Source organism: Ligilactobacillus sp. RTP31139st1_D10_RTP31139_211217 (assembly GCF_040226755.1).
Lineage (GTDB): Bacteria > Bacillota > Bacilli > Lactobacillales > Lactobacillaceae > Ligilactobacillus > Ligilactobacillus animalis.
In genome coordinates, this window is record NZ_JBCOAR010000007.1 from 38,432 (window position 1) to 61,056 (window position 22,625).

The window sequence follows — 22,625 nt, forward strand, 5'->3', positions numbered from 1 at the left end:
TATATGCTAAGGTTTTTATATCGTTTTTCTGCGCAAATACTTAAAAAACAGAAAGGAAGATTACATGACAGTCGAAATCGACGTAAGAAATGTCAGCAAAATATTTGGGCGCCAAGTTGAAAAAGCTGAAAAATTAGCTGTCCAAGGTTTAAGTAAAGAAGAAATTTTAAAGAAAACCGGAGCTACGGTCGGGGTCGACCGTGTCTCTTTCCAAATCGAAAAAGGTGAGATTTTTGTGATCATGGGACTCTCTGGGAGTGGTAAATCAACTGTTTTACGGATGTTAAACCAGTTGATCCCAACTACCTCAGGCCAGATCATCGTTGACGGTCAAGATCTCACTAAATTGACCAAAAAAGAACTACTTGATTTTAGACGTAATAAAATGAGTATGGTCTTCCAAGACTTTGCTCTTTTTCCACACTATACAGTGCTTGAAAATGTTGCTTATGGACTTGAAATCAAAAATGTATCTAAAGAAGAGCGACTAAAAAAAGCCCAGCACGCACTTGAATTAGTCGGCCTTAAGGGCTATGGTGAACAATATCCTGACCAATTATCCGGTGGGATGCAACAACGTGTTGGCCTTGCTCGGGCGCTTGCCAGTGATGCACAAGTCTTATTGATGGACGAAGCTTTCTCCGCCCTTGATCCTTTGAACCGTAAGGAAATGCAAGACGAACTTTTACGGATCCAAGCCGAGTTAAACAAAACCATCGTCTTTATCAGTCATGATCTGAATGAAGCTTTAAAATTAGGGAATCATATCATGATCATGCGCAACGCTAAACTCGTTCAAGTCGGCACCCCCGAAGAGATCTTAACTTCACCTGCCGATGACTATGTTGAAAAATTTATTGAAGATGTTGATCGCAGTCGGATCTTGACGGCTGAAAATGTGATGATCAGTCCCGCAATGGTCAACATCGAAAAAGCTGGTCCTCGGACCGCTCTTCGCGAAATGCGCGAAAATCACACTTCTTCAATTTATCTCGTCGATAGCAAATATCGCTTTAAAGGCATCGCTTCTGCCCAAGATGTGTCTCAATGCCTTAAAGCGGGCAAAACAGACCTTTACGATGTTATTCAGACAGATGTTCCAACTACTACACTTGATACAGTCTTAACTGATCTTTTGGCCGATATTTCAACAACTACGATCCCATTTGCTGTCTTAGATGACCACCAGCGCCTCCGCGGGATCATCATTCGTGGCGCTGTCTTGGCTGCACTTTCAGGAAACGAGGTTGATGCTTAATGTTTAATATTCCAAAATTACCACTTGAAGATTGGGTCAACTCAGGGGTTGACTACTTAGCCAAATTTACCGGATTTTTTGATGCGATCTCAAACTTTATTTCGATGATCGCAAATGCTTTTCAATGGTTCTTTGACCTTTTCCCAGTTTGGCTCTTTATCCTATTACTGTTATTAGTAACTTATTACTTACGCCGTGATCAAAAGAAATGGGGCTTACTGAGTCTCGAGTTAGTCGGCCTACTGTTTATTTGGAACATGGGTTACTGGCGTGATATGACACAAACTTTGACTTTAGTTTTAACTTCATGTGTGATCGTCTATTTCTTTGGGATCCCCCTTGGAATTTGGATGGCTAAAAATAAAACCGTCAAAGCGATCGTCCAACCGATCTTAGACTTTATGCAGACGATGCCCGCCTTTGTCTACCTGATCCCTGCAGTTGCTTTCTTTGGGATCGGGACAGTGCCTGGAGTCATCGCCTCGGTTATCTTTGCGATGCCACCGACAGTTCGTATGACTGATCTAGGTATCCGTCAAGTTCCAGCCGATCTGATCGAGGCCGCTGATTCTTACGGCTCGACTGCTTGGCAAAAATTATTCAAACTGCAATTACCTTTAGCTAAAAATACGATCATGTCTGGGGTAACTCAATCCTTGATGTTATCGCTATCGATGGTCGTGATCGCCTCAATGATCGGGGCTTTAGGTTTAGGAACTAAAGTATACTTTGCTGTTGGTCGTAATAATGCCGGGGCTGGTTTTACTGCTGGGTTAGCGATCGTTATCTTAGCGATCATCTTAGATCGTTTGAGCCAATCTCTCCAAAATAAGTAAGGAGGGCTAATGTATGAAATATTTAAAAAAAATACTATTACCTGTGATCTTACTTGGGGCCTTTATCCTGAGTGGTTGTAGCAGCTCGACGCAAGCTAAGTACGACGCTACTAAAGCACTCGGCCCCCAGGTAAACTATACAGTCACCGGGATCGATGCTGGGGCTGGTGTGATGGGTAACACCCAAACTGCATTAGAAAAATACGGACTAACGCAAAAAAACTGGCAGTTACAAACCAGTTCGACCGCTGCCATGACGAGTGTTTTAGATAAAGCGATCAAAAATAAGCAACCGATCGTGATCACTGGTTGGGTCCCTCATTGGATGTTTACCAAGTATGACCTAAAATTCCTAGATGACCCTAAAAAAGTTTATGGTGAAAGCGAAGGGATCCACACGATCGCCCGCTTGGGTCTCAAAAAAGAGCAACCAGGTCTTTATCAATTTTTAGAAAACTTCAACTGGACTTCAGATCAATTAGCCCAAGTCATGTTGCAAATAAATGATGGGGTCGATCCTGCTCAAGCTGCTAAAAACTATCTCAAAAAGCATCCCGATCAATTAAAGGCTTGGCTCAAAAACGTTCCTGAAGGCAATGGCAAAACGGTGACCTTAGCCTATGTTGCCTGGGACTCCGAGATCGCAAGTGCTAATGTCGCTAAAGCTGCCTTAGAAAGCCGTGGCTATAAAGTCAACATTCGCTCGATGGACGCGCAACCGATGTGGACTGCTGTAGCCACAGGTGCTGCTGATGCTTCTTTAAGTGCTTGGCTACCTGTGACCCATGATGCCTATGCTGAGCATTTTAAGGGAAAATACATTGATGTTAGAACTAACTTGAAAGGTGCTAAAACTGGTTTAGCCGTTCCCACTTACATGACAAGTATCAATTCTATCTCTGATCTAAAAAATAAATAGTAGTGTGTGCAACACCGTTTGAATAACAAGGGGGCCCGCCATGATGTTTTGCATCGTGGCTGGGCCCTCTTTGTTATCAACAAAAATAACGCCCAGTGGATATGACTCTCACTAGACGTTATCGATTACTTATTTTTAACTTTGAGCTGCGATCTCATCAGCAAATTGGCTGTTGTACAGATCAGCGTAGAAGCCACCTTTAGCCATCAAGGCTTGATGATCACCAGTTTCAACGATCGAGCCGTGATCCATCACGATGATATTATCGGCATCTTTGATCGTGGACAAGCGGTGGGCGACCACAAAGCTCGTACGGGCCTGTAGTAGACGTTCCATCGCTTGTTGGATCAACACTTCAGTCCGGGTATCGACTGAACTCGTAGCTTCATCTAAGATCAAGATCTCAGGATCAGCCAAAAAGGCGCGGGCGATCGTGATCAATTGCCGTTGTCCTTGGGAAATATTGGATGCTTCTTCATTTAAGACCGTATCATAGCCTTCAGGAAGTTGGCGGACAAAGGCATCAACGTGGGCTGCCTTGGCTGCTCGAATGACATCTTCTTTAGTAGCATTCTCACGACCATACTTGATATTGTCATAGATCGTTCCCGTAAAGAGCCAAGTATCTTGTAACACCATTGAAAAATGTCCCCGTAGATCTTCACGCGTGAATTTACGTGTATCTTTTCCATCCAAACGGATCGCACCATCATTGATATCATAAAAACGCTCAAGCAAATTGATCAGAGTCGTCTTACCGGCCCCAGTTGGACCAACGATCGCGATTTTTTGTCCCGGCATTGCCTTGAAACTAAAATCATCCATCAAGATCTTATCATCGGTGTAGCCAAATTTAACGTGATCAAATTCAAGTTTGGCATTGGTTTGAATATCTGGCTTTGTTTCGGTAGCGGGATGCATCTCAGGTTCATCTAAAACTTCAAAGATCCGTTCAGCCGAGACGATCGTTGCTTGGATCGTATTGGCTAAGTTAGCTAATTGCGTGATCGGCTGGGTGAATTGGTTGACGTATTGCAAGAAAGCTTGCACGTTACCTAATGTGATCGTACCATTTGAGACTTGGATCCCACCAACAACGGCAACTAGCACATAACCGATATTTTTAACAAGGTTCATCAGTGGCATGATCAGCCCGGAAATAAATTGTGCCTTCCATGAAGCCTTGTAGTAGCGCTCATTTTCAGCTTCAAATTCAGCGATCATATCATCGGCCTTGTTGAAAGTCTTAACGACTGTATGGCCCGCATAATCTTCTTCGACAAAGTTATTCAACTGGCCCAAGCTCTTTTGTTGCGCTGCAAAATGCTTTTGTGAACGTGGAGCAACGACTGCAACTGTGACTAACCCCAGTGGGATCGTGATACAAGCGATCAGGGTCAATTTCCAACTGATCGAAAGCATCATGATCAAAACAGCGATAAAAGTCACCGAACTAGTCACTAGCTGTGTCAAACTCTGTTGAAGCGTTCCCCCGATATTATCCATATCGTTGACCGCACGTGACATGATATCCCCATTCGAGTGAGTATCATAGTATGAGATCGGCAAACGCTGCATTTTTTCTTTAAGATCTTTACGCAAACGGTAAACGATCTTTTGGGAAATATTGGCCATGATCAGCTGTTGGGCAAAACTCAAAACAGCTGCGATCGCATAAAAGCTTCCGACGATCAATAATATGTGTTTGATCGCATCGAAATCGATCGGCAAACTGGTCAAATGTTGTCCAGCTTTCATCTGCCTATAGCCCAATAAAACTCCATTGAAGATCTCTGTCGTGGCTTGACCTAAGATCTTTGGCGTGACCGTTTGGAAAATGACAGAACTGATCGCAAAGATGATCACCAAAAGCAGGCCCCACTTCCATGGATCCATATACTTGATCAATCTAAAAGTCGTCTTCCAAAAATTCTTAGCTTTCCGATTCATCGGATCTTTTGTACCATGTCCGTGCACTAGTGCTCATCTCCCTTCTTTAATTGTGACTCAACGATCTCTTGATAAGTCTGGTTGTTTTCGACTAGCTCATCATGTGTCCCTTGACCAACTACTTTACCTTCATCCAAAACGATGATCTCATCAGCAGCGGTAACTGTTGACACACGTTGGGCCACGATCACTAGTACACTCTTTTGGATCTCAGGATCGTTTTTCAAACCTTCACGTAATTTAGCATCTGTCTTAAAATCAAGCGCTGAAAAAGAATCGTCAAATACGTAGACCGCAGCTTTTTTCATCAAAGCACGAGCGATCGCTAACCGTTGCTTTTGCCCCCCAGAGAAGTTGTCGCCACCCTGTTCTACCTGAGCATCTAAACCATCTGGTAGTTCAGAGACGAATCCCTTGGCTTGCGCTAATTCTAAAGCATGCCACATCTCTTCATCCGTCGCTGTTTCATTGCCAAACTGCAAATTGCTTCGGATCGTTCCCTTAAAGAGCACGGCTTTTTGCTGTACAAATGACACATGCTCATGCAGATCACTTTGGGCCACTTCTGTGATCGGCGTTTCATTTAAGGTGATCTGCCCTGCTGTCGGATCATATAACCGTGGGATCAAGTTGACTAAGGTCGATTTACCCGAACCAGTCCCCCCGATCACAGCTAACATCTGCCCTGCTTTAGCCGAAAATGACACATTTTCTAAAGCGAGATTTTCGGCATTTTCATAGCGAAAACTGACATTATCAAAGAGCAAATGACTCGGTTTATTTTGATCGATCACTTGATCACCAGTTGTTTCGACGATCGAGAGTGGCATCTCCAAAACTTCATTGATCCGCGCAGCCGCCGCTTGACCACGGGGGATAAAAACAAAGACCATCGACAACATCATAAAGCTAAATAAGATCATGCTGGCGTAAGTCATAAATGAAACTAAATTACCGACACCCATTTCTTGGTTGCCGATCAATTTAGCCCCAAACCAAACGATACCCATGTTCGTTCCGCTTAAGATCAAAGTCATGATCGGAAACATCAAGGATACGATACTAAAAACTTTGATCCCCGTGTTCGTATAATCTTTATTAGCATCATCAAAACGTTTTTGTTCAAAATCATCCCGGCGGAAAGCCCGAATGACCCGCACCCCAGTCAAACCTTCTCTGAAAGTCAAGTTGATCCGGTCGATCTTTTTTTGCAGGCCTTTGAATAAAGGAACCGCAAAATACATAATGACCGCGATCGCCACTAATAATAATGGGATCGAAACTAAAAAGACGCCCGTCAAACGTTTTTCACTTTGATACGCCATAAAACTAGCCCCGATCAGCATCAAAGGTGCCATCAACATCATTCTAAGCAACATGATCAACACATTTTGGATCTGCAAAATATCATTGGTCGTCCGTGTGATCAAAGAGGAGGTCCCAAATTGATCGATCTCGCGCCCACTAAATTGCAATACCTTGCGAAAAACGGCTTCACGTAACTTAGCCCCAGTTTTTTGTGCCTGTGTCGAGGCAAAGTAGACATTACCCACAGCTGCCACTAAGCCAATTGCGGCAATCAATAACATTTGAAGCCCGATCTTCCAAATATAAGCTGTATCTCCCTTAGCAACCCCATTATTGATCATATCTGAGGTCAAAGCTGGTAAATTCAGATCGCAGATGACCTGAATAAATAAAAAGAATACCGCTGCCAAAACTGCACCTTTTGACAGGCGCTTTTTGACTAACTTAAACATACGATTTTCACTTCCTCAAGATTAAATTTGTATAGTTATCTTACCGCCCTCGCCCCTTAATGTCAACTTACTTTACAGATATAATCGATTTTATAACAATTATTAAGAAAAATAGCTAAAAAGGGTAAGCAATGACTTACATCATCACCTACCCTTCTAAGCTGCAAAAGCTCGTTGAAATTCCGCTAATGTAGCCGGATCTTGCCAAATATCAAAATATATCTGTTCAAAGGCTCCATCAAATTCCGCTCGCTTTAAACACGAACGGAAACTTTGCGCGACCATCTTAGGATCATTTCCTGCAGCACCACACCCAAAAGCACCTAAAATAAGAACAGTTGCTTGCGCTTGTTTAAAAGCGCGAAGTGTTTGTAAGATCTTATTTTGCACGCTCAGTTGAAGCTGCTTTTGATCTGGCTTTTGGCCTAATAATTCAGTTATCTGGTGAATATTTGGCGGACTGATCGCCGCCACATCAGCATAGCGGGCCTGTGCCAAGATCTTGTCTTGCTTAGCATCCCGCAAAAATTTGACATGTTCAACATAGATCAGTGCTTCTGAATAAAACCCCTTCTTTGGATCGAGTTTATTTCTATAATAAAAGTTACGCCGATACTTATATAATTCCGGATATAAAAAACTATTTCGACACAATAAGCGCTCTTGGCTATCAGTTTGCAATAACCGACTTCCGATCAAAACCGGATCAGCAAAGTCCATTACACCAACTTTTTTAGTTGTATTTATCTGTTGTAAACGTGACAACAAATGCTTATTTTCAACCAAGATCTGCGTAATAAAGCTATTTTGCGTCCTCGTTTCCGGTAAAAGTCGTGTGATCAACTGTGATTTTTGCTTTAAACTCGGCATCTGGATCTGATAGAGATTCATCGCTTTATGCTCAAGCGCGTCACTTGTTGATTTATCCATCTCATCCACCTCTTTTTTACCGTTATTTGGTCCAAATCGAATATGACATTTCGTATTTTGTCTCTAGGCTTTGTAAATTGACTTTAGGAGCTTGATGAGTCGTATTGAACAAGGCGATCCCCTTAGTCAAATTGAGGGGCAAGGTGACTAACCTGATCTGATCTACTAGGTCGCCACAGACAACCTGGTCGATCAGATCTCCGCCGCCAAAGAGCCAAATATTTTTCCCTTCATTGGCCCGCAATTGTGTGATCAAAGAGATCACATCACCTGAAAAACACCGCATATTAGCTCCCAGTCCTGCTAATGGGGTATGTGAAAAAACGATCACTTCTTTTTGCGTCATATTCAATAAACTATGGTAGTAACACTTATAGGTATTCTTTCCCACCAAAACTGTATCAAAATCCGGGGGAACTCGCCAATCTACCACCCCCGCAGGTAAATGATCTCGATAAAATCGTTCTAAAGCTAAAACACTTCCTTGCTCATCTGCAATGTAGCCATCCAGACTAACGAGCACTGAGATAATTAAATTTCGCGTCATCTTCTCTGCTATATCCTTTACGTTTAATTACGATCCCTAAACACCCCAACCAAACAAAGGTTGGTAACACTAAAAATACGACCGTTGTTTTAGCTGGAATATAGGAGATCTCTAACCGATTATGTCCCCGCTCTTGTCTTAATTTTAGCGCGCCGATCCGTGTATGTCCAAATTGAGCATCTGTCAAAGTTTTTCCATTTAGCACAACTTTGGTGTTTTTATATCCGATTGCAGGCACAATGATCTCTTTAGCTTCGGCAGCATCCCATTGATAGACCAAAGCATCCTTAGTAGCCGTTTTGGTAAATTTTTGTTCTTGCATGATCACTTGTTTGCGATAATGCCGGTAACCATGGATCTCATCTTGATCGGTCAACTTGGTGTAAAGCGGTAAATAATCAGGCGTCGATTTTTGAACATAGTACAGGCCTAAAGCAAGATCCTTACTAAAGAACGCTTGCTTGATCTGCTGGGTATCATCGGTGAAATAGGTTGTATTTTTTTGATACATAAATTCTTCAGGCTCATCCCACATCGCTAAACTCTGCTCAAGCGCTTGGATAGTTTGAACAAAAGAACAGGTAACTAATACGGCTAACGCACCGATCACCACCCATCCATTTATCTTTAGTTCAGTCGCAAATAAACCTAGCGACATGAGCAAGAGCACCGTGTAAGGGACAAAGAAGCGAAATGGGAACTGTAAGATATTGACAAATTCAAAGGTCTGACTCAACCATTTCCAAGGTAATAACCGCGATGACAGGATCAAAAAGAGCAAGGCTTCTAGCGACACGATCTTATTTAAAGTGGAGATCTTTTTCCAAAATACGAGCAACAGGATAATTTGCAGCCCACCCAAGATAACGATCCCAAACGGTGCGAGCCAATTTGATAATCGATAAACACTCAAGGAGACAGCTGTTCCATAAATATTTTTATTGATAAATGGTTGTAAAACAGTATTTCCAAAGTAGACCTCGACTAAACCAGCCCAAATATTAGTTGTCAACAAGAAAAATAACCCAATTGCTAGAGCCATATGTTGTAATAATTTAATACGTTCAGGCGTTTTGATGAAAGCATAGATAAAGGCGGGAAGGTAAGCCATGACGACAAATAAACTTGTCAAAAAGTGGATCTGAAACATCAAAGCCGTGCATAAAGCCAATTCTAAAACATTGACCCGCTTTTCGACGATAAAGGTCACTAGTGGCAACAAACATAGTGGCAATAAGGCAGCAGCCCAACCGGAAAATGCCTGGGATAGCGTCCAGTACTGGACCGCATATGTTGTTAAGTAAAAAAGCGCTAAGCCTAAACTATAACTCACCCTAAGTTTGCATTTCCGCAAAAGGGCATACATCGACCCACCAGCTAATAAATAAACAGCAATATCAGAGAGAATTTGGTAGTTGAACCAAGTCTTGCCCACCAACAACAAAGCTCCATTGAAATAAGCGACCACCGGCCCATAAAGCGCATTGATGATCCGCCCCGACTGCTGAAAGCTATACATTGTAATAAAGTGGTGGAAATTCCCTTCTTTTAACTGCATTGCTGCTTCATAAAAACGATTATAGTGGAAGATCGAATCTGATCCCAAAAGCATTTTATGAGCCAACACTTGTGGTAAAACTAAGACGAGCGCACCGATCACAATAACTAACGCGATAAATAACCTTGAACGCATTAATTTAGACATCTTCACTTGAAGAACCTCTTTCAATAAAATGATAAAAATATCTCTATTTTTTAACTAATTTATTTTCATAATTTATTATACACTCTTTTTGAAATTAAACGTAAAAAAACAACAGTTTAACTAAACTGTTGCTTAAATTTAAACTTTTATTTGAATTTAGGCCAAATAGACCGCTGCTTGTTGACCTGCTTGGCGCCCAAACACCACTGTTTCAGCGATCGAGTTGCCACCGATCCGATTATTACCATGCAATCCGCCTGTTACCTCGCCGGCAGCAAAGAGTCCTGCCATGATATTACCCGATTGATCTAAAACTTGAGCTTTTTCGTTGATGTGTAAGCCCCCCATCGTGTAATGGATCGCAGGAGCAACGTGGATCGCATAATAAGGAGCTTTTTCTAGCTTGCGTTGCATCCCTGTTGTTCGACCAAATTTAACATCCCGCTTGGTTTCGACTGCTGTATTCCATTGGATCAAGGTATCTGCCAAAACAGTTGGGTCTAGCTGAAGCTTTTGTGCTAGCTCAATTGGGGTAGCCGCACTGACGACCAAACCCTTGCTAGCGTAAAAATCGATCGCTTTGACCCGTTCTTTGACACCCTGATCAAAGATCAAATAGGCAGCTTGCTCAGGTAACGCTGTGATCTGTTCGGAAACAACTTTCCGCGTCCCTAGCTCATTAGTGAAACGAACGCCTTGTTGATCAACTAAGATCGCACCTTCCCCCCGCACAGCTTCACCGATCAAGTAGGTATGTGGTGTATCTTGTTGCACGGTCGGATGGATCTGGATCATTTCCATCTGTAATACTTGCGCTCCAATATGCTCTGCTAAAATGATCCCATCCCCAGTCGCGCCGACATGATTAGTCGTCTTGTAAGCCAAAAGATCGGGACGATAGCGTTTGAGCAATTGCTTGGAAGCACCAAAACCGCCCGTTGCCAAGATGACTGCTGGGGCAAAGATCGTTTTGGGCTCACCCGCAACTTGGACATTTACCCCTTTGATCTTACCAGCATCGTCTTTTAACAGCTCTGTGACTGTTGCTTGGGTAAAGATAGGAACTCCGACTTGGTCTAACAACCACAAGAGATTATTGACTAAAAAAGCTCCGATCGGGGCAGTACTCTTAGGCCGATGGGCGCGTTTTTTCTTCATTCCTCCAGTGATCGTCAAGTCATTTAAGATGATCCCATGTGAACGTAACCAATCGATTGCTTGCCCACTATGCGTCGTGAAATAGTTCAATAATTCTGGATCATTTAAGCGCCCCCCACCTTGGTAGGTCTCTTGATAAAATTCAGCAAAGCTATCCACGATCCCTTCACGCAACTGAATGTTCGTTTCAGCTGCATTCATGCCTGAAGATGCTCGCATAGTGTTGCCCCCAACTGTAGGCATCTTCTCTAAAATAACCGGTCTTAGACCTAATTCTCGTGCTTGAAGAGCACTGACCAGTCCAGCTCCACCTGAACCGATGATCACAACATCATACTGTTCCTTTAAGTCACTTGGTGCACTTGGAGTAAATTTAAATTTTTCAGCCACGCTTTATCATAACTATACAAAATGCGGAATTATGTAGTTCATAACTAGAAAGAATATAGTTTTTCCTTTCTAAATCTCGCTTACCAGTAACACACAATACTCCCCACTAAATATCCACCCCACATTTCTCTTCCTAGTGAATATCAGTCAGCCACTACTGGTTTCTTTGCGCTAATTCTATTTTATTGTAAAACACAAAAAAAGTGTAGTTCAAATCGCAAACTACACTTCATCTTATTTTATTTTTGATCCAAGCTTTTCCCTTTAAAAATCATTTAGTGTTGTTTCTTCAGACAAAACCTCGACTAATTGACGTAAGATACGTTGAAAAACAGCCATATCACGAACTGAAACTGTTTCTTCTAAACGGTTTTGTAAAAGTTTCCAAAATTCGGAATTGGATTCCAATGCTTCGTGATATTTATCGGTCACAGAAAGATGTGTTACACGATGGTCTACATCATCTAGCCTTTTTTGAATCAAACCAAGCTCAAGCAACTTTTTGATGTGATAGTTCGTATTTGGAGTCGATTGTCCCAACAGTTTTGAGATCGTCCCGATGGTTGGATCTTTCAACTGATAGATCGCTTCCAAATAGTAAATATCGATCGCACCGAGTTTTTCCAAACCTGGCATGTTGCTATTACGATACTCGTGCAAGCGCAAAACTTGGCATAAGTTAGTCGTCATTTTTTGTAATGAACTCATTACGTTAACCCCCTCTAAATCAATGAGCGCTGAAACTCGTAAGCTTAGCAATAAAATCTGACACGCTAATCTACTGCCATGCGCTCGCTTGCTGTAAAGGAAGGCATGACACACCCCTCGTAGATAGTATAGTTTCCACCATACTAATAGCAATTACATTGTACACTATTCTAAAATTAAAGTAAAAGATTATGATAAATTTATTTCTTCAAAAAAATCAATGCAAGTGTTTGATAAAGTCACTCAGCTCGGTTGAACTCATTTGATAGTTACTGTCGACCCATTTGAACAGCAATGTTAAAAAGGCACCAGCTATCATATCTGCGGCTAATTTTTGGTCAGTTGCATTGAGCACCGTTTCTTCTATCCAAAGAATATTATGCAAACGATTATTTAAACTTGCTTCTAAGATCTGTTCAGCAACCATATCGATCATGAGCGCATATAAGGAATTGTTGCTATTGTTGATCGAAATATTCCGGAAAATATCCTTATCGTGAACGATCATTTCGATCATCGAATCAACAACATTATTCTCATCGATCTGTTCCAACCAGATCGTTTGAAAAACATAATGCAATAGATCGTACTTATCTTGAAAATAGCGATAAAATGTACTCCGGTGCACATTTGCTTCCCGGCAAAGTTGATCGACTGTTATCTTTTCGACTGCCTCATGATGCAAAAGAGCTAATAAAGCTTGCGCAAGGGCGTCTTTTTTTCTCACTTGACTCTTACTCATAGATCTAACCTTTATCCTTATCTTATCATTAGCATATCAAAAAGGTAGCTTTCCTTTTTTGCCTTATTAAATAATATAATGGAGCCTGCAGTAATTCAAGTACACATCCAAGTAAAAAAGGCAACAGCAAAAACCCAAACTGCTTTTAGATCTTTACTGTAGCCTCTTTTGCCGCTTTTCTTAACGCACCACTAATACAGAGATCGGTGCATTTTTTGCCATATAAGCTGCTTGGGAGCCAAAGAACTTCTTGACACCCTTCTTGGAAAGCGCCCCAATGATCAATAGATCAGGTTCAACTTTCGGAATGACACGCTTGATGATAGTTTCACCAGCGTCACCTTCAGCAATTACGACTTCGACCCGTTTGATCCCAGCTTGAAGTGCGATCTTGCGGTAATTTTCAACGTGCTTTTCCAATTCCTTACGTTCACCATGAATGTAATCGGCACTCAAGGCTTGGAAAACGTTCATCTCATCTGATTCAAGGATCGAAGTGATGCATAAAGTAGCATCTAGATCCAAGGCCCGACGCATCGCCACCCGAAAAGCAAGCTGCGCATCTTCAGAATCATCGACCCCAACGAGGATCTTTTTGATGTTTTTGATCGGTTCTTTGTCCATATCAACCATCCTAACTATAAATATTTTTTAACGTTCTTAGTATAACACATTTTTTAATATCCGAAAGAATAAATTAGACGCTCCTAAATAAGATAAATTCATTTACATTGTTGGCAACCTACTCGATGAAATTCTGCCGGAATACAGTCACACTCCAATTTCTCGGGTGCACTACTTTTTTTATCTTCAAGTTTGGCAGTTATTTTAGCGATATCACCCTGCGTTAAATTGAGATTTTCCACTAAATAAGCTAAAGTCTTGCCCACATGCATCTGACAAATATTGCTAAAATTTTGCATCAACTGGGCATCGATCGTTGCTTGTTCTTGGACTAAAGGCGAATAGATAAAGCCACGCCCTTCTTTTTTAGTTTCAAGTACATCTTTAGCGACTAACCGGCCTAAAAGAGTTTTAGTCGTTGCTGGTTTCCAGTTTTGCTTTACTTCCATGATCTCGATCAACTGGCGACTAGTTGCTTGCCCCAAGGTCCAGATCACACGCATTACTTCCCACTCAGCGTTACTGATTTCGATTTGTTCTGTCATTTGATCACCCTGTCACTTTACTAACTATAATTATACCACGTACGCGTAATATCCCCTTGTTTTAACTCTTAGCTGCCTCTAAAAATTACTCTACTTGTCACTTAAAAAAACTTATCTTATAATGAATAAGATTCTTAATACTGAGAAAGGAATTTTCACTAAATGTTACTTGAACTCTTAAAGGCTTTCTTATTCGGGGTCGTTGAAGGGATCACCGAATGGTTGCCGATCAGCAGTACTGGACATATGATCTTACTTGATCAATTTGTCCAACTTGGTGTCTCAGAAGATTTTTACAGCATGTTTGAAGTGGTGATCCAACTTGGGGCGATCTTAGCCGTAGTTGTGATCTACTGGCACAAGATCTGGCCGTTCCACCAAGCCGATAAAAGCGCACATGCTCAAGGTATCTGGCGTTATGTCGACAAAGATATCATGGTCATGTGGCTCAAGATCTTCATTGCTTGTTTACCTGCTGGGATCATCGGTGTAGCTTTCAATGATACTTTTGAACGTCTCTTTTATAACCCGACCTGCGTAGCTATCGCCTTGATCGTTTTTGGTATTGCTTTTATTTTGATCGAAGATATACATAAAAATAAGCAACCTAAGATCACCTCGATCGCTGAACTTTCGTATTATACCGTAGTTTTGATCGGCTTTTTCCAATTGATTGCAGCCGTATTTCCCGGGACATCTCGTTCAGGGGCCACGATCGTAGGGGCTTTGATCTTGGGTGTTTCGCGGACAGTTGCGACTGAATTTACTTTCTTCTTGGCAATTCCGGTCATGTTTGGGGCTGCGCTATTCAAATTAGTAAAATTTGGGTTTAGCTTTACACCTTTAGAAATTTGGATCTTAGTTGTTGGTCTAGTCACAGCCTTCATCACTTCGATCATTGCGATCAAGTTCTTGATGCAATATATCAAAAAGCATACTTTCAAAGCTTTCGGGTGGTATCGCATCATCTTAGGACTTTTGGTCATTGCCTATTTCTGGTTTGTAAAATAACTTTATTGAATATTTACCGATACAAAACAAGGCTCTACCACGATACAGTGTGGTGGGGCCTTATTTGTATGTCTTACTTTAAAAGTAGTAGCCATTATTTTTTAAGGAATTTCAAAATTTGATATGAATTTGCTTAATTCAGTTGTCTTTTTGGAGCGTCTCCAGTAGAATCATATTTACTAACTTAAGAGGAGAATTTTAATGGACACAACAGTTTTGACCGAACTTATCGGACAGTATGGGTATCTCGGGATCGCACTGCTGATCGCCCTTGAAAATATTTTTCCCCCGATCCCTTCAGAAGTCGTTTTGACATTTACCGGATTTTTGACTCTGACTGCCGGCCTAAATGTTTTAGGTGCGATCACCGCAGCTACGATCGGTGCCGTTTTAGGGGCAGTGATCTTATATGCGGTGGGCCATTTCTTATCTGTCGAACGCCTTGAAAAGATCTTAAACGGTAAAATTGGCCAAACATTGCGTTTCAAAGCAGAGGATCTAAATAAAGCGACTAATTTCTTCCAAAAAAATGGCGTCTTAGCCTTATTCTTTGGCAGATTCGTCCCCGTAGTTCGCTCTTTGATCTCCGTTCCTGCAGGTATGACCCATTACAAATTTACAAGTTTTATCATTTTGACGACGCTTGGTACTTTGATCTGGAATACCGTCTTGATCATCGTTGGTCGTATGGCTGGTTCAGCTTGGCCTCAGATCGTTGCCATGATCGAGACCTATTCGTTAGCGACCGTGATCGTCTTAGCCCTCGCATTTGTAGGCGGTGGCTTTTACTTCTTTAATCGTAAAAAAGCATAAAAAAATGGAGATCATTGCTACGTGATCTCCTATTTTTTATGCTTGATACATATATTCACGTGTCATTGGTAAATTGCTACCACTTGGTCCTTTCGAGATCAAGTACTGGATCACATCGATGTTGCCCGATTCAAATGAAGCTGCACAAGCTTGCAGATACAGATCCCACATGCGAATAAAACGTTCATCTTCGATTTTTTTGATCTCAGGTAGTGCCCGGCGGAAATTTTGATCCCATAATTCCAAAGTCTTTTGGTAATGACGCCGCAAAGTTTCAATATCAGCCACTTGCATCCCTGCATCAATGATATGTTCGATATTTTCAGTCAAACCAGGGACATAACCACCTGGGAAGATATATTTATCGATCCACGCATTGACTGCACCACCCTGTTGCCGTGTGATCCCGTGGATCAAAGCTGCGCCGTTTGGCTTTAAATATTCGGAGATCTTTTGGAAATATTCACCTAGATTTTCCTTACCGACATGTTCAAACATCCCTACACTAGTGATATAGTCAAATGGTTCATGTTTGAGCTCACGGTAGTCTTCCAAAATGACTTTAGCCCGATCTTCGAGGCCTTCAGCTTTGATCCGTTCGTTAACTAGATCGTATTGTTCCTTACTCAACGTGATCCCAACAACATTTAGATCGTATTCTTTACAAGCAGTCAGCATCAAAGTGCCCCACCCGCAACCGATATCAAGCAAAGTTTTCCCGGGTTTAGGGTCTAACTTATTGATGATATGATGCACTTTATTTAGTTGTGCTTCTTCCAGCGTATCTTGTGGTCGCTCGAAATAGGCACACGAATAGGTCAGTGTCTTATCGAGCCACAAACGATAAAAATCATTACCGATATCGTAATGGCTTTGCACATCTGACTTACTTTTTCGCTCAGTATGTGATTGTTTGGGTAAAAAGTGTTTGAGCTTATTATTGTTCAAAAAGCTATCAGCTGATTCATAGGCTGAGGTTATCAAGTCTTGGATCGAGCCTTCGATTTCAATCTCTTTATCCATATATGCTTCACCTAAAGTCAATGAAGCATTATGAACTAACTCTCGCATCGAAAAATCTCGGTGGAAGGTTATTTTTACTTGCGGTTCACCATCTCCGTACCGTTCTGTCTTACCATTGGCATAAGTCACTTGTACTGGAATATTGAATGAATGTTCGAGCACTTTTTTTAACAAGAAATTATTAAACATCTAAATTCCGCCGCCCTTCTAAAAATAAATATAGTAACAAGTACATTCTAGCACTAGTCTTTACTAAATTGTAAGCAAATAGATCTATTTATTTTTATCATCCATAAAATTTAGCAAGTTTTTCTTTTTCGGAGTCTCTGTCTGCACTCCTTCCAAGAGTTGCGTTCGTGTGACCCCAACAAAAAACAATTCCTGCTTAGCCCGTGAGACCGCTGTATACGCCAGACCCTGATCTTCTGGTTCTAGGACGTAGACTCGCTTAGATCCACTACCTTGAGCTTTGTGGATCGTTAAGGCGTACGCTAAGAGAAGATCTTTTTTAGCCCGATACAGGGGCAACTTATACTTTCCGACTTCAGTTTGGACTGTTACCGTGCTATCTTCATCATCATTTTTGAGCTCAAGTCCTATGACCTCACCAAATTCACTATTCGTGTAGCCGTAATTTTGAAAACTGTCATCGTTATGATAGAAAACGACTTTTGCCCCGATAAAAAAGCCACCCCGACCAAGCCCATTTTGAAAGTAAAATGGCACAACTTTTTGCTTACCCTTTGATAAAATGCGGTAAAATTGCTGATTGATCAAACCAACCGTCTTATTGCGATAAGCCAAGATCATACACTCTTCCAAAGCTTCGTGTTGATATTTGGCTAAGACCATTTCTTTACCAGTTGCCGTCTTAAATGCCTGACTGCGGGCTAAATACCTGATGTCGCCAGCCCGACAAGCAGCGATCAACTCACCCGTGGCTTTATCTTTACAGCGCAGATTAGCTCTAAAATAAAAGCATGCTCCCCTAGCTTTTATCAAGGCCATGGGATCACCACAAACACTCAATGCGTCTTCGTCTTGTGAGACTGGCGGTAACTGTTTTTCATCTCCGACCAACAGATAACGGACTTTCGTACTAAAAGTCTGGGTCAATTTAGCTAGTAATTCCAGAGGCGCCATTGATACCTCATCGATAATGATCACTTCATAATCATTCACCAGTTCTTCATTACCATTTTCGATCTCATAGATCACATGCTGCAAAGTATCATTGTTAAAGAAACCGTGTTGCGCTAAATTCAGCCGTGCCTTATGTGTCGGGGCTAAGGCTAAAGTCTTTTTAGGATCAAGGATCTGGCCCAAAGTGTAAGTTTTTCCCGAACCCCCAACACCTAGTAAATTGATGATGACGTGCTTATTTTGCGCGAGCCACTTTAAGAAAGCAAATTGCTCTTTAGTCGGACGATAAGTTTTAGGCGGATGAACTAAGGGTAATTTACGCCGCGAGTGCTGGCCCAATAACTGACTAAAGTTACGTTCATATTGGCATTTATCCACTAAATGTAACGTATGACCACAATTCTGCTTGCATAAATAGCCAAATTCCTTGAGCAAATTTAATTCTGAAAGGTCAGCCGCTTGACTTTCGGGCAAGACTTCACCTACCTGCTTTAAATAGACGAGATCATCGCACCCTTTTAAATGCCGGTCAGCTGTTTCATCCAAAAGATCATTTAACTCCAGTAATTCAGTGATCTTAGGCCGGTCAAAAGCTGGGATCTGTAAGAGTGAAAATACGCGGGATCGTTCCCATTTTGACTTGAAGAACTCGTCTTCTTCCAGATGATCATTGAAAACCGAACGCAAAAAAAGATCGGGAAACTTCGGTAGATATTTACGATAATACGTCCGTTCATCCCTGATCGAACACGACATGTAGCCTTTGAACTCTAGGAATTTAGGCTTCGTGACCGCTAATTCTTGCCATTTCCCAGCCGCAAAGCGTTGTTTTTGGAGCTCACTCATCCCGTTGATAAAAAATTTATACGTCCGATATTTGGGATGAGAAGTTTTAGCGATCGGGGTCTTATTTTTAGCAAACTGAATAAATTTAAAGCGCATATGCGTGGGGGCTTTGCCGGTCCACTTAGTCAAGATTTCAGCAAAAGGCTCCAGTTTGGTGACCGCATCGATTTTTGCTTGCTCTAAAAATTCAGCTAACTGGGTCTCATTTTTGAACTTGACTGCTGTTTTTAACGCTAACTGATAAGCTGCCTCACGATTTTTAGTTGTCTCTGTGGCTAAATGGGCTTTGACTAAGGGATAAATATTTTCCTCAGCTTCATTGAGCACAAATGCACATTTAGCTAAAAAGTAGTTGACCGAACGATATGTCGGTTCACTTTGCCGGACCTCATCAAAATAAAAGCGCGCCTTTTGGTATTGCTTTTGGCGCATTGCTTCACATGCTACTTGGTATGTTTTTTTTATTGTTTTCTTAAGCATCTTATCACCACCTTCAAAGTCTTAATAAAAATTTATATTACTTTTACAGACAAATAAAAAATTCTGTGTTATGCTTTTCTAAACAGTCAAGAAAGGGAATACATTGCACACAGCTAAGAAAGGATGGATTCGATGTTCAAACACATTAAACGCTTTTTATGGTTGCTTCTTGCGATCATTAGTTTTATCTTTGGAGTGATCGGAATCTTACTTCCAGTTGTCCCCCAAGTGCCCTTCTTTATTTTAGGCTTTTTCAGCCTCTCTAAGTTTTCACTGCGCTTCCACAACTGGATGGTGAATACTAAGATCTACCGTAAACTCCAAAAATTTCTGGACGAAAAAATAGCTGAAGCCGAGGCTAGATCAGAACATATCAAGCAAACTTGGTATCAAGTCCTTTGGCTAAAATTCTTATTACTCGCGAAAAATTAATGATTAACGCCCACAAGCAACGTCGACTCTTGCAGTTTGCGTTACTTATGGGCGTTATTTATTTTAAGCGTTATTGTCACCTAACGCAGCTTTTAGAGCTTGAGCTAGTGCACTTTCTTGTGGTTCATCATCTTGATTGATCTTCTTTAGCAGCCGTCTTTCTTCGTGTTTGGTCATCTTCTTGTTCTTCTTTTTGCCCCCAGTTAATTTTTCAGTCGTCCCATCATATTTACATCTGAAATAATCACCGTTCTTGCCACTGATGATCAACATCTTCTTATGACAGACTGGGCAGCGATGATTGGAGACTTTTGCCTCAGCTCGGCGCTTGTAATCACAATTTTCACTGGTGCAGACCAGCAATTTACCGTCCCGGACCTTCTTTTCCTTCAAAAAGGCACCACATTTAGGACATTTTTTCTTGGTCAATGAAAAGTCCTGATATTTTTGTTGACTGTTCTTCACTTCACGAACCAAACGTTTAGTATCAGCTTCGATCTCGCGTAAGAATTTTTTGCCATCATAATTTCCCTTAGCGATCTGTTCGAGTTGTTGTTCCCACTTTTCAGTCAATTGTGGGCTAACGAGCTCTTCATTGACTAATTCCAGCAATTGTTGGCCTTTTTTAGTCACTCGTAAACTGTTGTTAGTCCGCTCCATCAGTTCCGATTTGACTAATTTTTCGATGATCTCAGCTCGTGTTGCCGGTGTCCCTAAACTATAGCGCTCCATTTGAGTTAGCAGTGAACCTTCACTCAAAGGCTTAGGTGGGGTCGTTAAGGCTTCTTTGACCGTGAAATGTGGCGCAACTTGCATACCTTCGCTAAACTTAGCAGCTGCCTTTTCTGGTGTCGTGTTCTTTTTCCAGCCAGCTTCAATGACTTTTGTTTGGGTCAGTTTAAAGCGTTCCTTACCAAAAGCAAATACGATCTTTTCTTGGCGTTCTTTGTGAGGTGCTGCAAATAAACCTATAAATCTTTCGGCGATCAAAGTATAGATCCGATGTTCATCACTGCTGAGCTTATTATACTGTGGTAACTGTTCCGTTGGGATCAAGGCATGGTGGTCTGTCACCTTAGCGTCGTTAAAAGCTTTATTTTGAACGACTTTTGCGCCCTTGACCGCATATTGTTTAGCTTCCGGAAATAGCCCTGCGATCGCATGTAATCGATCTTTTAATGTCGCCTTTAAGTCATTAGATAGATATTTACTATCAGTCCGAGGATAAGATACGATCTTATGCACTTCATATAAACTTTGGACTAATGACAAGGTCTTTTTAGCGGAATAGCCGTACTTTTCGTTGGCAACGCGCTGTAATTCTGTTAGATCGTATGGTAAAGGTGCAGGGATCGTCTTATCTTTAGCCGTGATCTGTTCGACTTTACCATTTTGAGAACTCATCTTTTTGACGAGTTCATCTGCTTCTTTGCGCTCCTTTAATGCATGCGGATCTTTTTGGACCCGTGTTGCTCTTTGACCGGCAACTTCAAGACTGATCGTAAAATATTTTTGCGGGATAAATTTGCTGATCTTCTCTTCTTGCTTAGCCACTAAAGCTAAAGTTGGCGTTTGGACCCGCCCCGCCGATAAATTATCCTGGTACTTGACCGTTAAAGCACGCGTCACATTCAACCCGATCAGCCAATCAGCTTTAGCCCGGGCCAAGGCCGAATAATAAAGATCATCGTAAGCTTTAGCTGGCTTTAGTGAAGCAAAGCCTTCTTTGATCGCTTTATTAGTTTGTGAAGATATCCATAAACGCTTGACTGGCTTATTGAAACGAATATATTCCAAGATCCAGCGCGCCACTAACTCACCCTCACGCCCAGCATCGGTAGCGATGATCGCTTCTGAGATATCTTTTCGTTTAGCTAAGTTAGCGATCGCTTTTAATTGGGCTCGCGTTTTAGGTAATGGCTTGGTCCCGATATACTTAGGGATCATTGGCAAAGTTTCCATTTGCCAAGTTTGCCATTCATTTTTTAAATCTTCCGGCATCTTCAAAGTCAACAAGTGACCAAGCGCCCAAGTAACAACATAATTTTTACCTTCATAATAATTCTTGTGCTTTTGGTCTGCGCCCAAGATCTTGCTCAGATCACGGGCAACACTTGGTTTTTCTGCCAACACTAATCGTTTCATATTTTTCTTCCTTTAAGTTTGATAATTTTTATTATCTAATTTAATCTACTTTTTTGCAAATTTTTCAGGCCAATGAAAAAAGTGGCTCAAATGAACCACTTTTCTGACTAATCTTTAACTACTTTGATCGGTAATAAGAATTTTTGCCACAGTCCTAGGCATTGTGCCATTAACTCTGGATAAGCTTGGGGTCTGATCTTTTGTCCATTTTGGGTCAAGAATTCAAACTCCACGCCACCTTTTTCAGCTGTATAAAAATCAGTCGGTAAAAACTCATTTTTAGCATAAAATTTTAAACGGCGTAAACGCTCGTGGTTGTTAGCCGCAGCTTCATCAGGCCTTTCAGCACTTAAGCCGATCACTTGCCCTTGATAACGCTCTTTTATCAGCTTCATCAAACCACTGCCATACCCCTTAGAGCGTTCAGTCGCTTTGATCGCCAAAAAGAACACATAGACTAGTTCGGCATTTTTGACCGTATAGATAAAACCGACCCAGTTATCATCGTCATAGAGACTACAAAATTCGGCTATCTCAGTCTTAGTGCGCTTTTTTAACAGCCAAAATGGGATCCGTTCTACGGCTGGAAAAGCACTCAAATACAATTCCTTTATCTTAGGTAGATCAGCTGGAGTTGCTGTAACTAATTTCAAAGTCATA

20 protein-coding genes are annotated in these 22,625 nt (G+C 41.4%); 6 read left to right on the plus strand and 14 right to left on the minus strand.

The window, feature by feature from the left end:
• Positions 1–64: 64 nt before the first annotated feature.
• The 3 genes from ABT996_RS05525 to ABT996_RS05535 are packed head-to-tail and all read left to right on the plus strand — an operon-like array spanning position 65 to position 3,013.
• The gene (locus ABT996_RS05525) at positions 65–1,258 is read left to right on the plus strand and encodes a quaternary amine ABC transporter ATP-binding protein (protein ID WP_035447802.1); all 1,194 of its coding nucleotides are present in this window, start codon (positions 65–67) and stop codon (positions 1,256–1,258) included.
• Complete coding sequence (locus tag ABT996_RS05530) at positions 1,258–2,094, plus strand: ABC transporter permease (protein WP_010688124.1); 837 nt, start codon at positions 1,258–1,260, stop codon at positions 2,092–2,094. The genes ABT996_RS05525 and ABT996_RS05530 overlap by 1 nt, the downstream gene beginning before the upstream one ends.
• A 13-nt stretch (positions 2,095–2,107) precedes the next feature.
• Positions 2,108–3,013, plus strand: a complete 906-nt coding sequence (locus ABT996_RS05535; protein WP_035447800.1) for a glycine betaine ABC transporter substrate-binding protein — start codon at positions 2,108–2,110, stop codon at positions 3,011–3,013.
• A 135-nt stretch (positions 3,014–3,148) separates the two neighbouring features.
• Here the strand turns inward: ABT996_RS05535 and ABT996_RS05540 are convergent, their stop codons facing one another.
• From ABT996_RS05540 to ABT996_RS05585, 10 genes are all read right to left on the minus strand, one after another.
• Positions 3,149–4,963: an ABC transporter ATP-binding protein gene (locus ABT996_RS05540; protein WP_035447857.1), complete on the minus strand. Its 1,815-nt coding sequence runs from the start codon at positions 4,961–4,963 to the stop codon at positions 3,149–3,151.
• A gap of 26 nt (positions 4,964–4,989) precedes the next feature.
• Positions 4,990–6,723, minus strand: coding sequence for an ABC transporter ATP-binding protein (locus ABT996_RS05545; RefSeq protein WP_035447798.1), 1,734 nt, complete (start codon positions 6,721–6,723; stop codon positions 4,990–4,992).
• Between the two features lie 156 nt (positions 6,724–6,879).
• Positions 6,880–7,653 (minus strand): TIGR02452 family protein, encoded by a 774-nt coding sequence (locus ABT996_RS05550; RefSeq protein WP_035447795.1) that lies wholly within the window; start codon positions 7,651–7,653, stop codon positions 6,880–6,882.
• A 22-nt stretch (positions 7,654–7,675) separates the two neighbouring features.
• Positions 7,676–8,200: a dihydrofolate reductase family protein gene (locus ABT996_RS05555; protein ID WP_035447793.1), complete on the minus strand. Its 525-nt coding sequence runs from the start codon at positions 8,198–8,200 to the stop codon at positions 7,676–7,678.
• On the minus strand, positions 8,166–9,905 hold the full coding sequence (locus ABT996_RS05560) for a putative glycosyltransferase family protein (RefSeq protein ID WP_225361413.1): 1,740 nt from the start codon (positions 9,903–9,905) through the stop codon (positions 8,166–8,168). Before ABT996_RS05560 ends, ABT996_RS05555 begins: the two co-directional genes overlap by 35 nt.
• 156 nt (positions 9,906–10,061) lie before the next feature.
• Positions 10,062–11,453 carry a flavocytochrome c gene (locus ABT996_RS05565; RefSeq protein WP_035447791.1) on the minus strand — a complete coding sequence of 464 codons (1,392 nt, stop codon included), beginning with the start codon at positions 11,451–11,453 and terminating at the stop codon, positions 10,062–10,064.
• 264 nt (positions 11,454–11,717) lie between these two features.
• Positions 11,718–12,161 carry a MarR family winged helix-turn-helix transcriptional regulator gene (locus tag ABT996_RS05570; protein ID WP_035447788.1) on the minus strand — a complete coding sequence of 148 codons (444 nt, stop codon included), beginning with the start codon at positions 12,159–12,161 and terminating at the stop codon, positions 11,718–11,720.
• Between the two features lie 217 nt (positions 12,162–12,378).
• A complete protein-coding gene (locus tag ABT996_RS05575; RefSeq protein WP_010688133.1) occupies positions 12,379–12,903 on the minus strand; it encodes a TetR/AcrR family transcriptional regulator in 525 nt (174 codons plus the stop codon).
• A 180-nt stretch (positions 12,904–13,083) separates the two neighbouring features.
• The gene (locus ABT996_RS05580) at positions 13,084–13,527 is read right to left on the minus strand and encodes a universal stress protein (RefSeq protein ID WP_010688134.1); all 444 of its coding nucleotides are present in this window, start codon (positions 13,525–13,527) and stop codon (positions 13,084–13,086) included.
• 98 nt (positions 13,528–13,625) lie between these two features.
• A complete protein-coding gene (locus tag ABT996_RS05585) occupies positions 13,626–14,072 on the minus strand; it encodes a CopY/TcrY family copper transport repressor (protein ID WP_010688135.1) in 447 nt (148 codons plus the stop codon).
• A 162-nt stretch (positions 14,073–14,234) separates the two neighbouring features.
• Between ABT996_RS05585 and ABT996_RS05590 the strand changes: the two genes are divergently transcribed.
• Together ABT996_RS05590 and ABT996_RS05595 are read left to right on the plus strand one after the other, a co-directional pair.
• The gene (locus ABT996_RS05590) at positions 14,235–15,083 is read left to right on the plus strand and encodes an undecaprenyl-diphosphate phosphatase (protein WP_010688136.1); all 849 of its coding nucleotides are present in this window, start codon (positions 14,235–14,237) and stop codon (positions 15,081–15,083) included.
• Positions 15,084–15,284: 201 nt separating this feature from the next.
• On the plus strand, positions 15,285–15,896 hold the full coding sequence (locus ABT996_RS05595; protein ID WP_010688137.1) for a DedA family protein: 612 nt from the start codon (positions 15,285–15,287) through the stop codon (positions 15,894–15,896).
• A gap of 36 nt (positions 15,897–15,932) precedes the next feature.
• Here the strand turns inward: ABT996_RS05595 and ABT996_RS05600 are convergent, their stop codons facing one another.
• Positions 15,933–17,108, minus strand: a complete 1,176-nt coding sequence (locus tag ABT996_RS05600; RefSeq protein WP_035447786.1) for an SAM-dependent methyltransferase — start codon at positions 17,106–17,108, stop codon at positions 15,933–15,935.
• Positions 17,109–17,192: 84 nt separating this feature from the next.
• On the minus strand, positions 17,193–19,388 hold the full coding sequence (locus ABT996_RS05605) for an ATP-dependent DNA helicase (protein WP_035447784.1): 2,196 nt from the start codon (positions 19,386–19,388) through the stop codon (positions 17,193–17,195).
• A gap of 132 nt (positions 19,389–19,520) precedes the next feature.
• On the opposite strand from ABT996_RS05605, the gene ABT996_RS05610 reads away from it, so the two are divergent.
• Positions 19,521–19,820 carry a DUF454 family protein gene (locus ABT996_RS05610; protein WP_035447782.1) on the plus strand — a complete coding sequence of 100 codons (300 nt, stop codon included), beginning with the start codon at positions 19,521–19,523 and terminating at the stop codon, positions 19,818–19,820.
• A 63-nt stretch (positions 19,821–19,883) separates the two neighbouring features.
• On the opposite strand, the gene ABT996_RS05615 is transcribed toward ABT996_RS05610, so the two are convergent.
• Complete coding sequence (locus ABT996_RS05615) at positions 19,884–21,965, minus strand: DNA topoisomerase 3 (RefSeq protein WP_035447780.1); 2,082 nt, start codon at positions 21,963–21,965, stop codon at positions 19,884–19,886.
• A gap of 107 nt (positions 21,966–22,072) precedes the next feature.
• Positions 22,073–22,624: a GNAT family N-acetyltransferase gene (locus ABT996_RS05620; RefSeq protein WP_035447777.1), complete on the minus strand. Its 552-nt coding sequence runs from the start codon at positions 22,622–22,624 to the stop codon at positions 22,073–22,075.
• Between the last annotated feature and the right edge of the window lies 1 nt (position 22,625).

Coding starts and splice junctions, on each gene's coding strand:
- ABT996_RS05525 (WP_035447802.1), top strand. CDS start 65: ATGACAGTCGAAATCGACGTAAGAAATGTCAGCAAAATATTTGGGCGC.
- ABT996_RS05530 (WP_010688124.1), top strand. CDS start 1,258: ATGTTTAATATTCCAAAATTACCACTTGAAGATTGGGTCAACTCAGGG.
- ABT996_RS05535 (WP_035447800.1), top strand. CDS start 2,108: ATGAAATATTTAAAAAAAATACTATTACCTGTGATCTTACTTGGGGCC.
- ABT996_RS05540 (WP_035447857.1), bottom strand. CDS start 4,963: ATGAATCGGAAAGCTAAGAATTTTTGGAAGACGACTTTTAGATTGATC.
- ABT996_RS05545 (WP_035447798.1), bottom strand. CDS start 6,723: ATGTTTAAGTTAGTCAAAAAGCGCCTGTCAAAAGGTGCAGTTTTGGCA.
- ABT996_RS05550 (WP_035447795.1), bottom strand. CDS start 7,653: ATGGATAAATCAACAAGTGACGCGCTTGAGCATAAAGCGATGAATCTC.
- ABT996_RS05555 (WP_035447793.1), bottom strand. CDS start 8,200: ATGACGCGAAATTTAATTATCTCAGTGCTCGTTAGTCTGGATGGCTAC.
- ABT996_RS05560 (WP_225361413.1), bottom strand. CDS start 9,905: ATGTCTAAATTAATGCGTTCAAGGTTATTTATCGCGTTAGTTATTGTG.
- ABT996_RS05570 (WP_035447788.1), bottom strand. CDS start 12,161: ATGAGTTCATTACAAAAAATGACGACTAACTTATGCCAAGTTTTGCGC.
- ABT996_RS05575 (WP_010688133.1), bottom strand. CDS start 12,903: ATGAGTAAGAGTCAAGTGAGAAAAAAAGACGCCCTTGCGCAAGCTTTA.
- ABT996_RS05580 (WP_010688134.1), bottom strand. CDS start 13,527: ATGGACAAAGAACCGATCAAAAACATCAAAAAGATCCTCGTTGGGGTC.
- ABT996_RS05585 (WP_010688135.1), bottom strand. CDS start 14,072: ATGACAGAACAAATCGAAATCAGTAACGCTGAGTGGGAAGTAATGCGT.
- ABT996_RS05590 (WP_010688136.1), top strand. CDS start 14,235: ATGTTACTTGAACTCTTAAAGGCTTTCTTATTCGGGGTCGTTGAAGGG.
- ABT996_RS05595 (WP_010688137.1), top strand. CDS start 15,285: ATGGACACAACAGTTTTGACCGAACTTATCGGACAGTATGGGTATCTC.
- ABT996_RS05600 (WP_035447786.1), bottom strand. CDS start 17,108: ATGTTTAATAATTTCTTGTTAAAAAAAGTGCTCGAACATTCATTCAAT.
- ABT996_RS05605 (WP_035447784.1), bottom strand. CDS start 19,388: ATGCTTAAGAAAACAATAAAAAAAACATACCAAGTAGCATGTGAAGCA.
- ABT996_RS05610 (WP_035447782.1), top strand. CDS start 19,521: ATGTTCAAACACATTAAACGCTTTTTATGGTTGCTTCTTGCGATCATT.
- ABT996_RS05615 (WP_035447780.1), bottom strand. CDS start 21,965: ATGAAACGATTAGTGTTGGCAGAAAAACCAAGTGTTGCCCGTGATCTG.
- ABT996_RS05620 (WP_035447777.1), bottom strand. CDS start 22,624: ATGACTTTGAAATTAGTTACAGCAACTCCAGCTGATCTACCTAAGATA.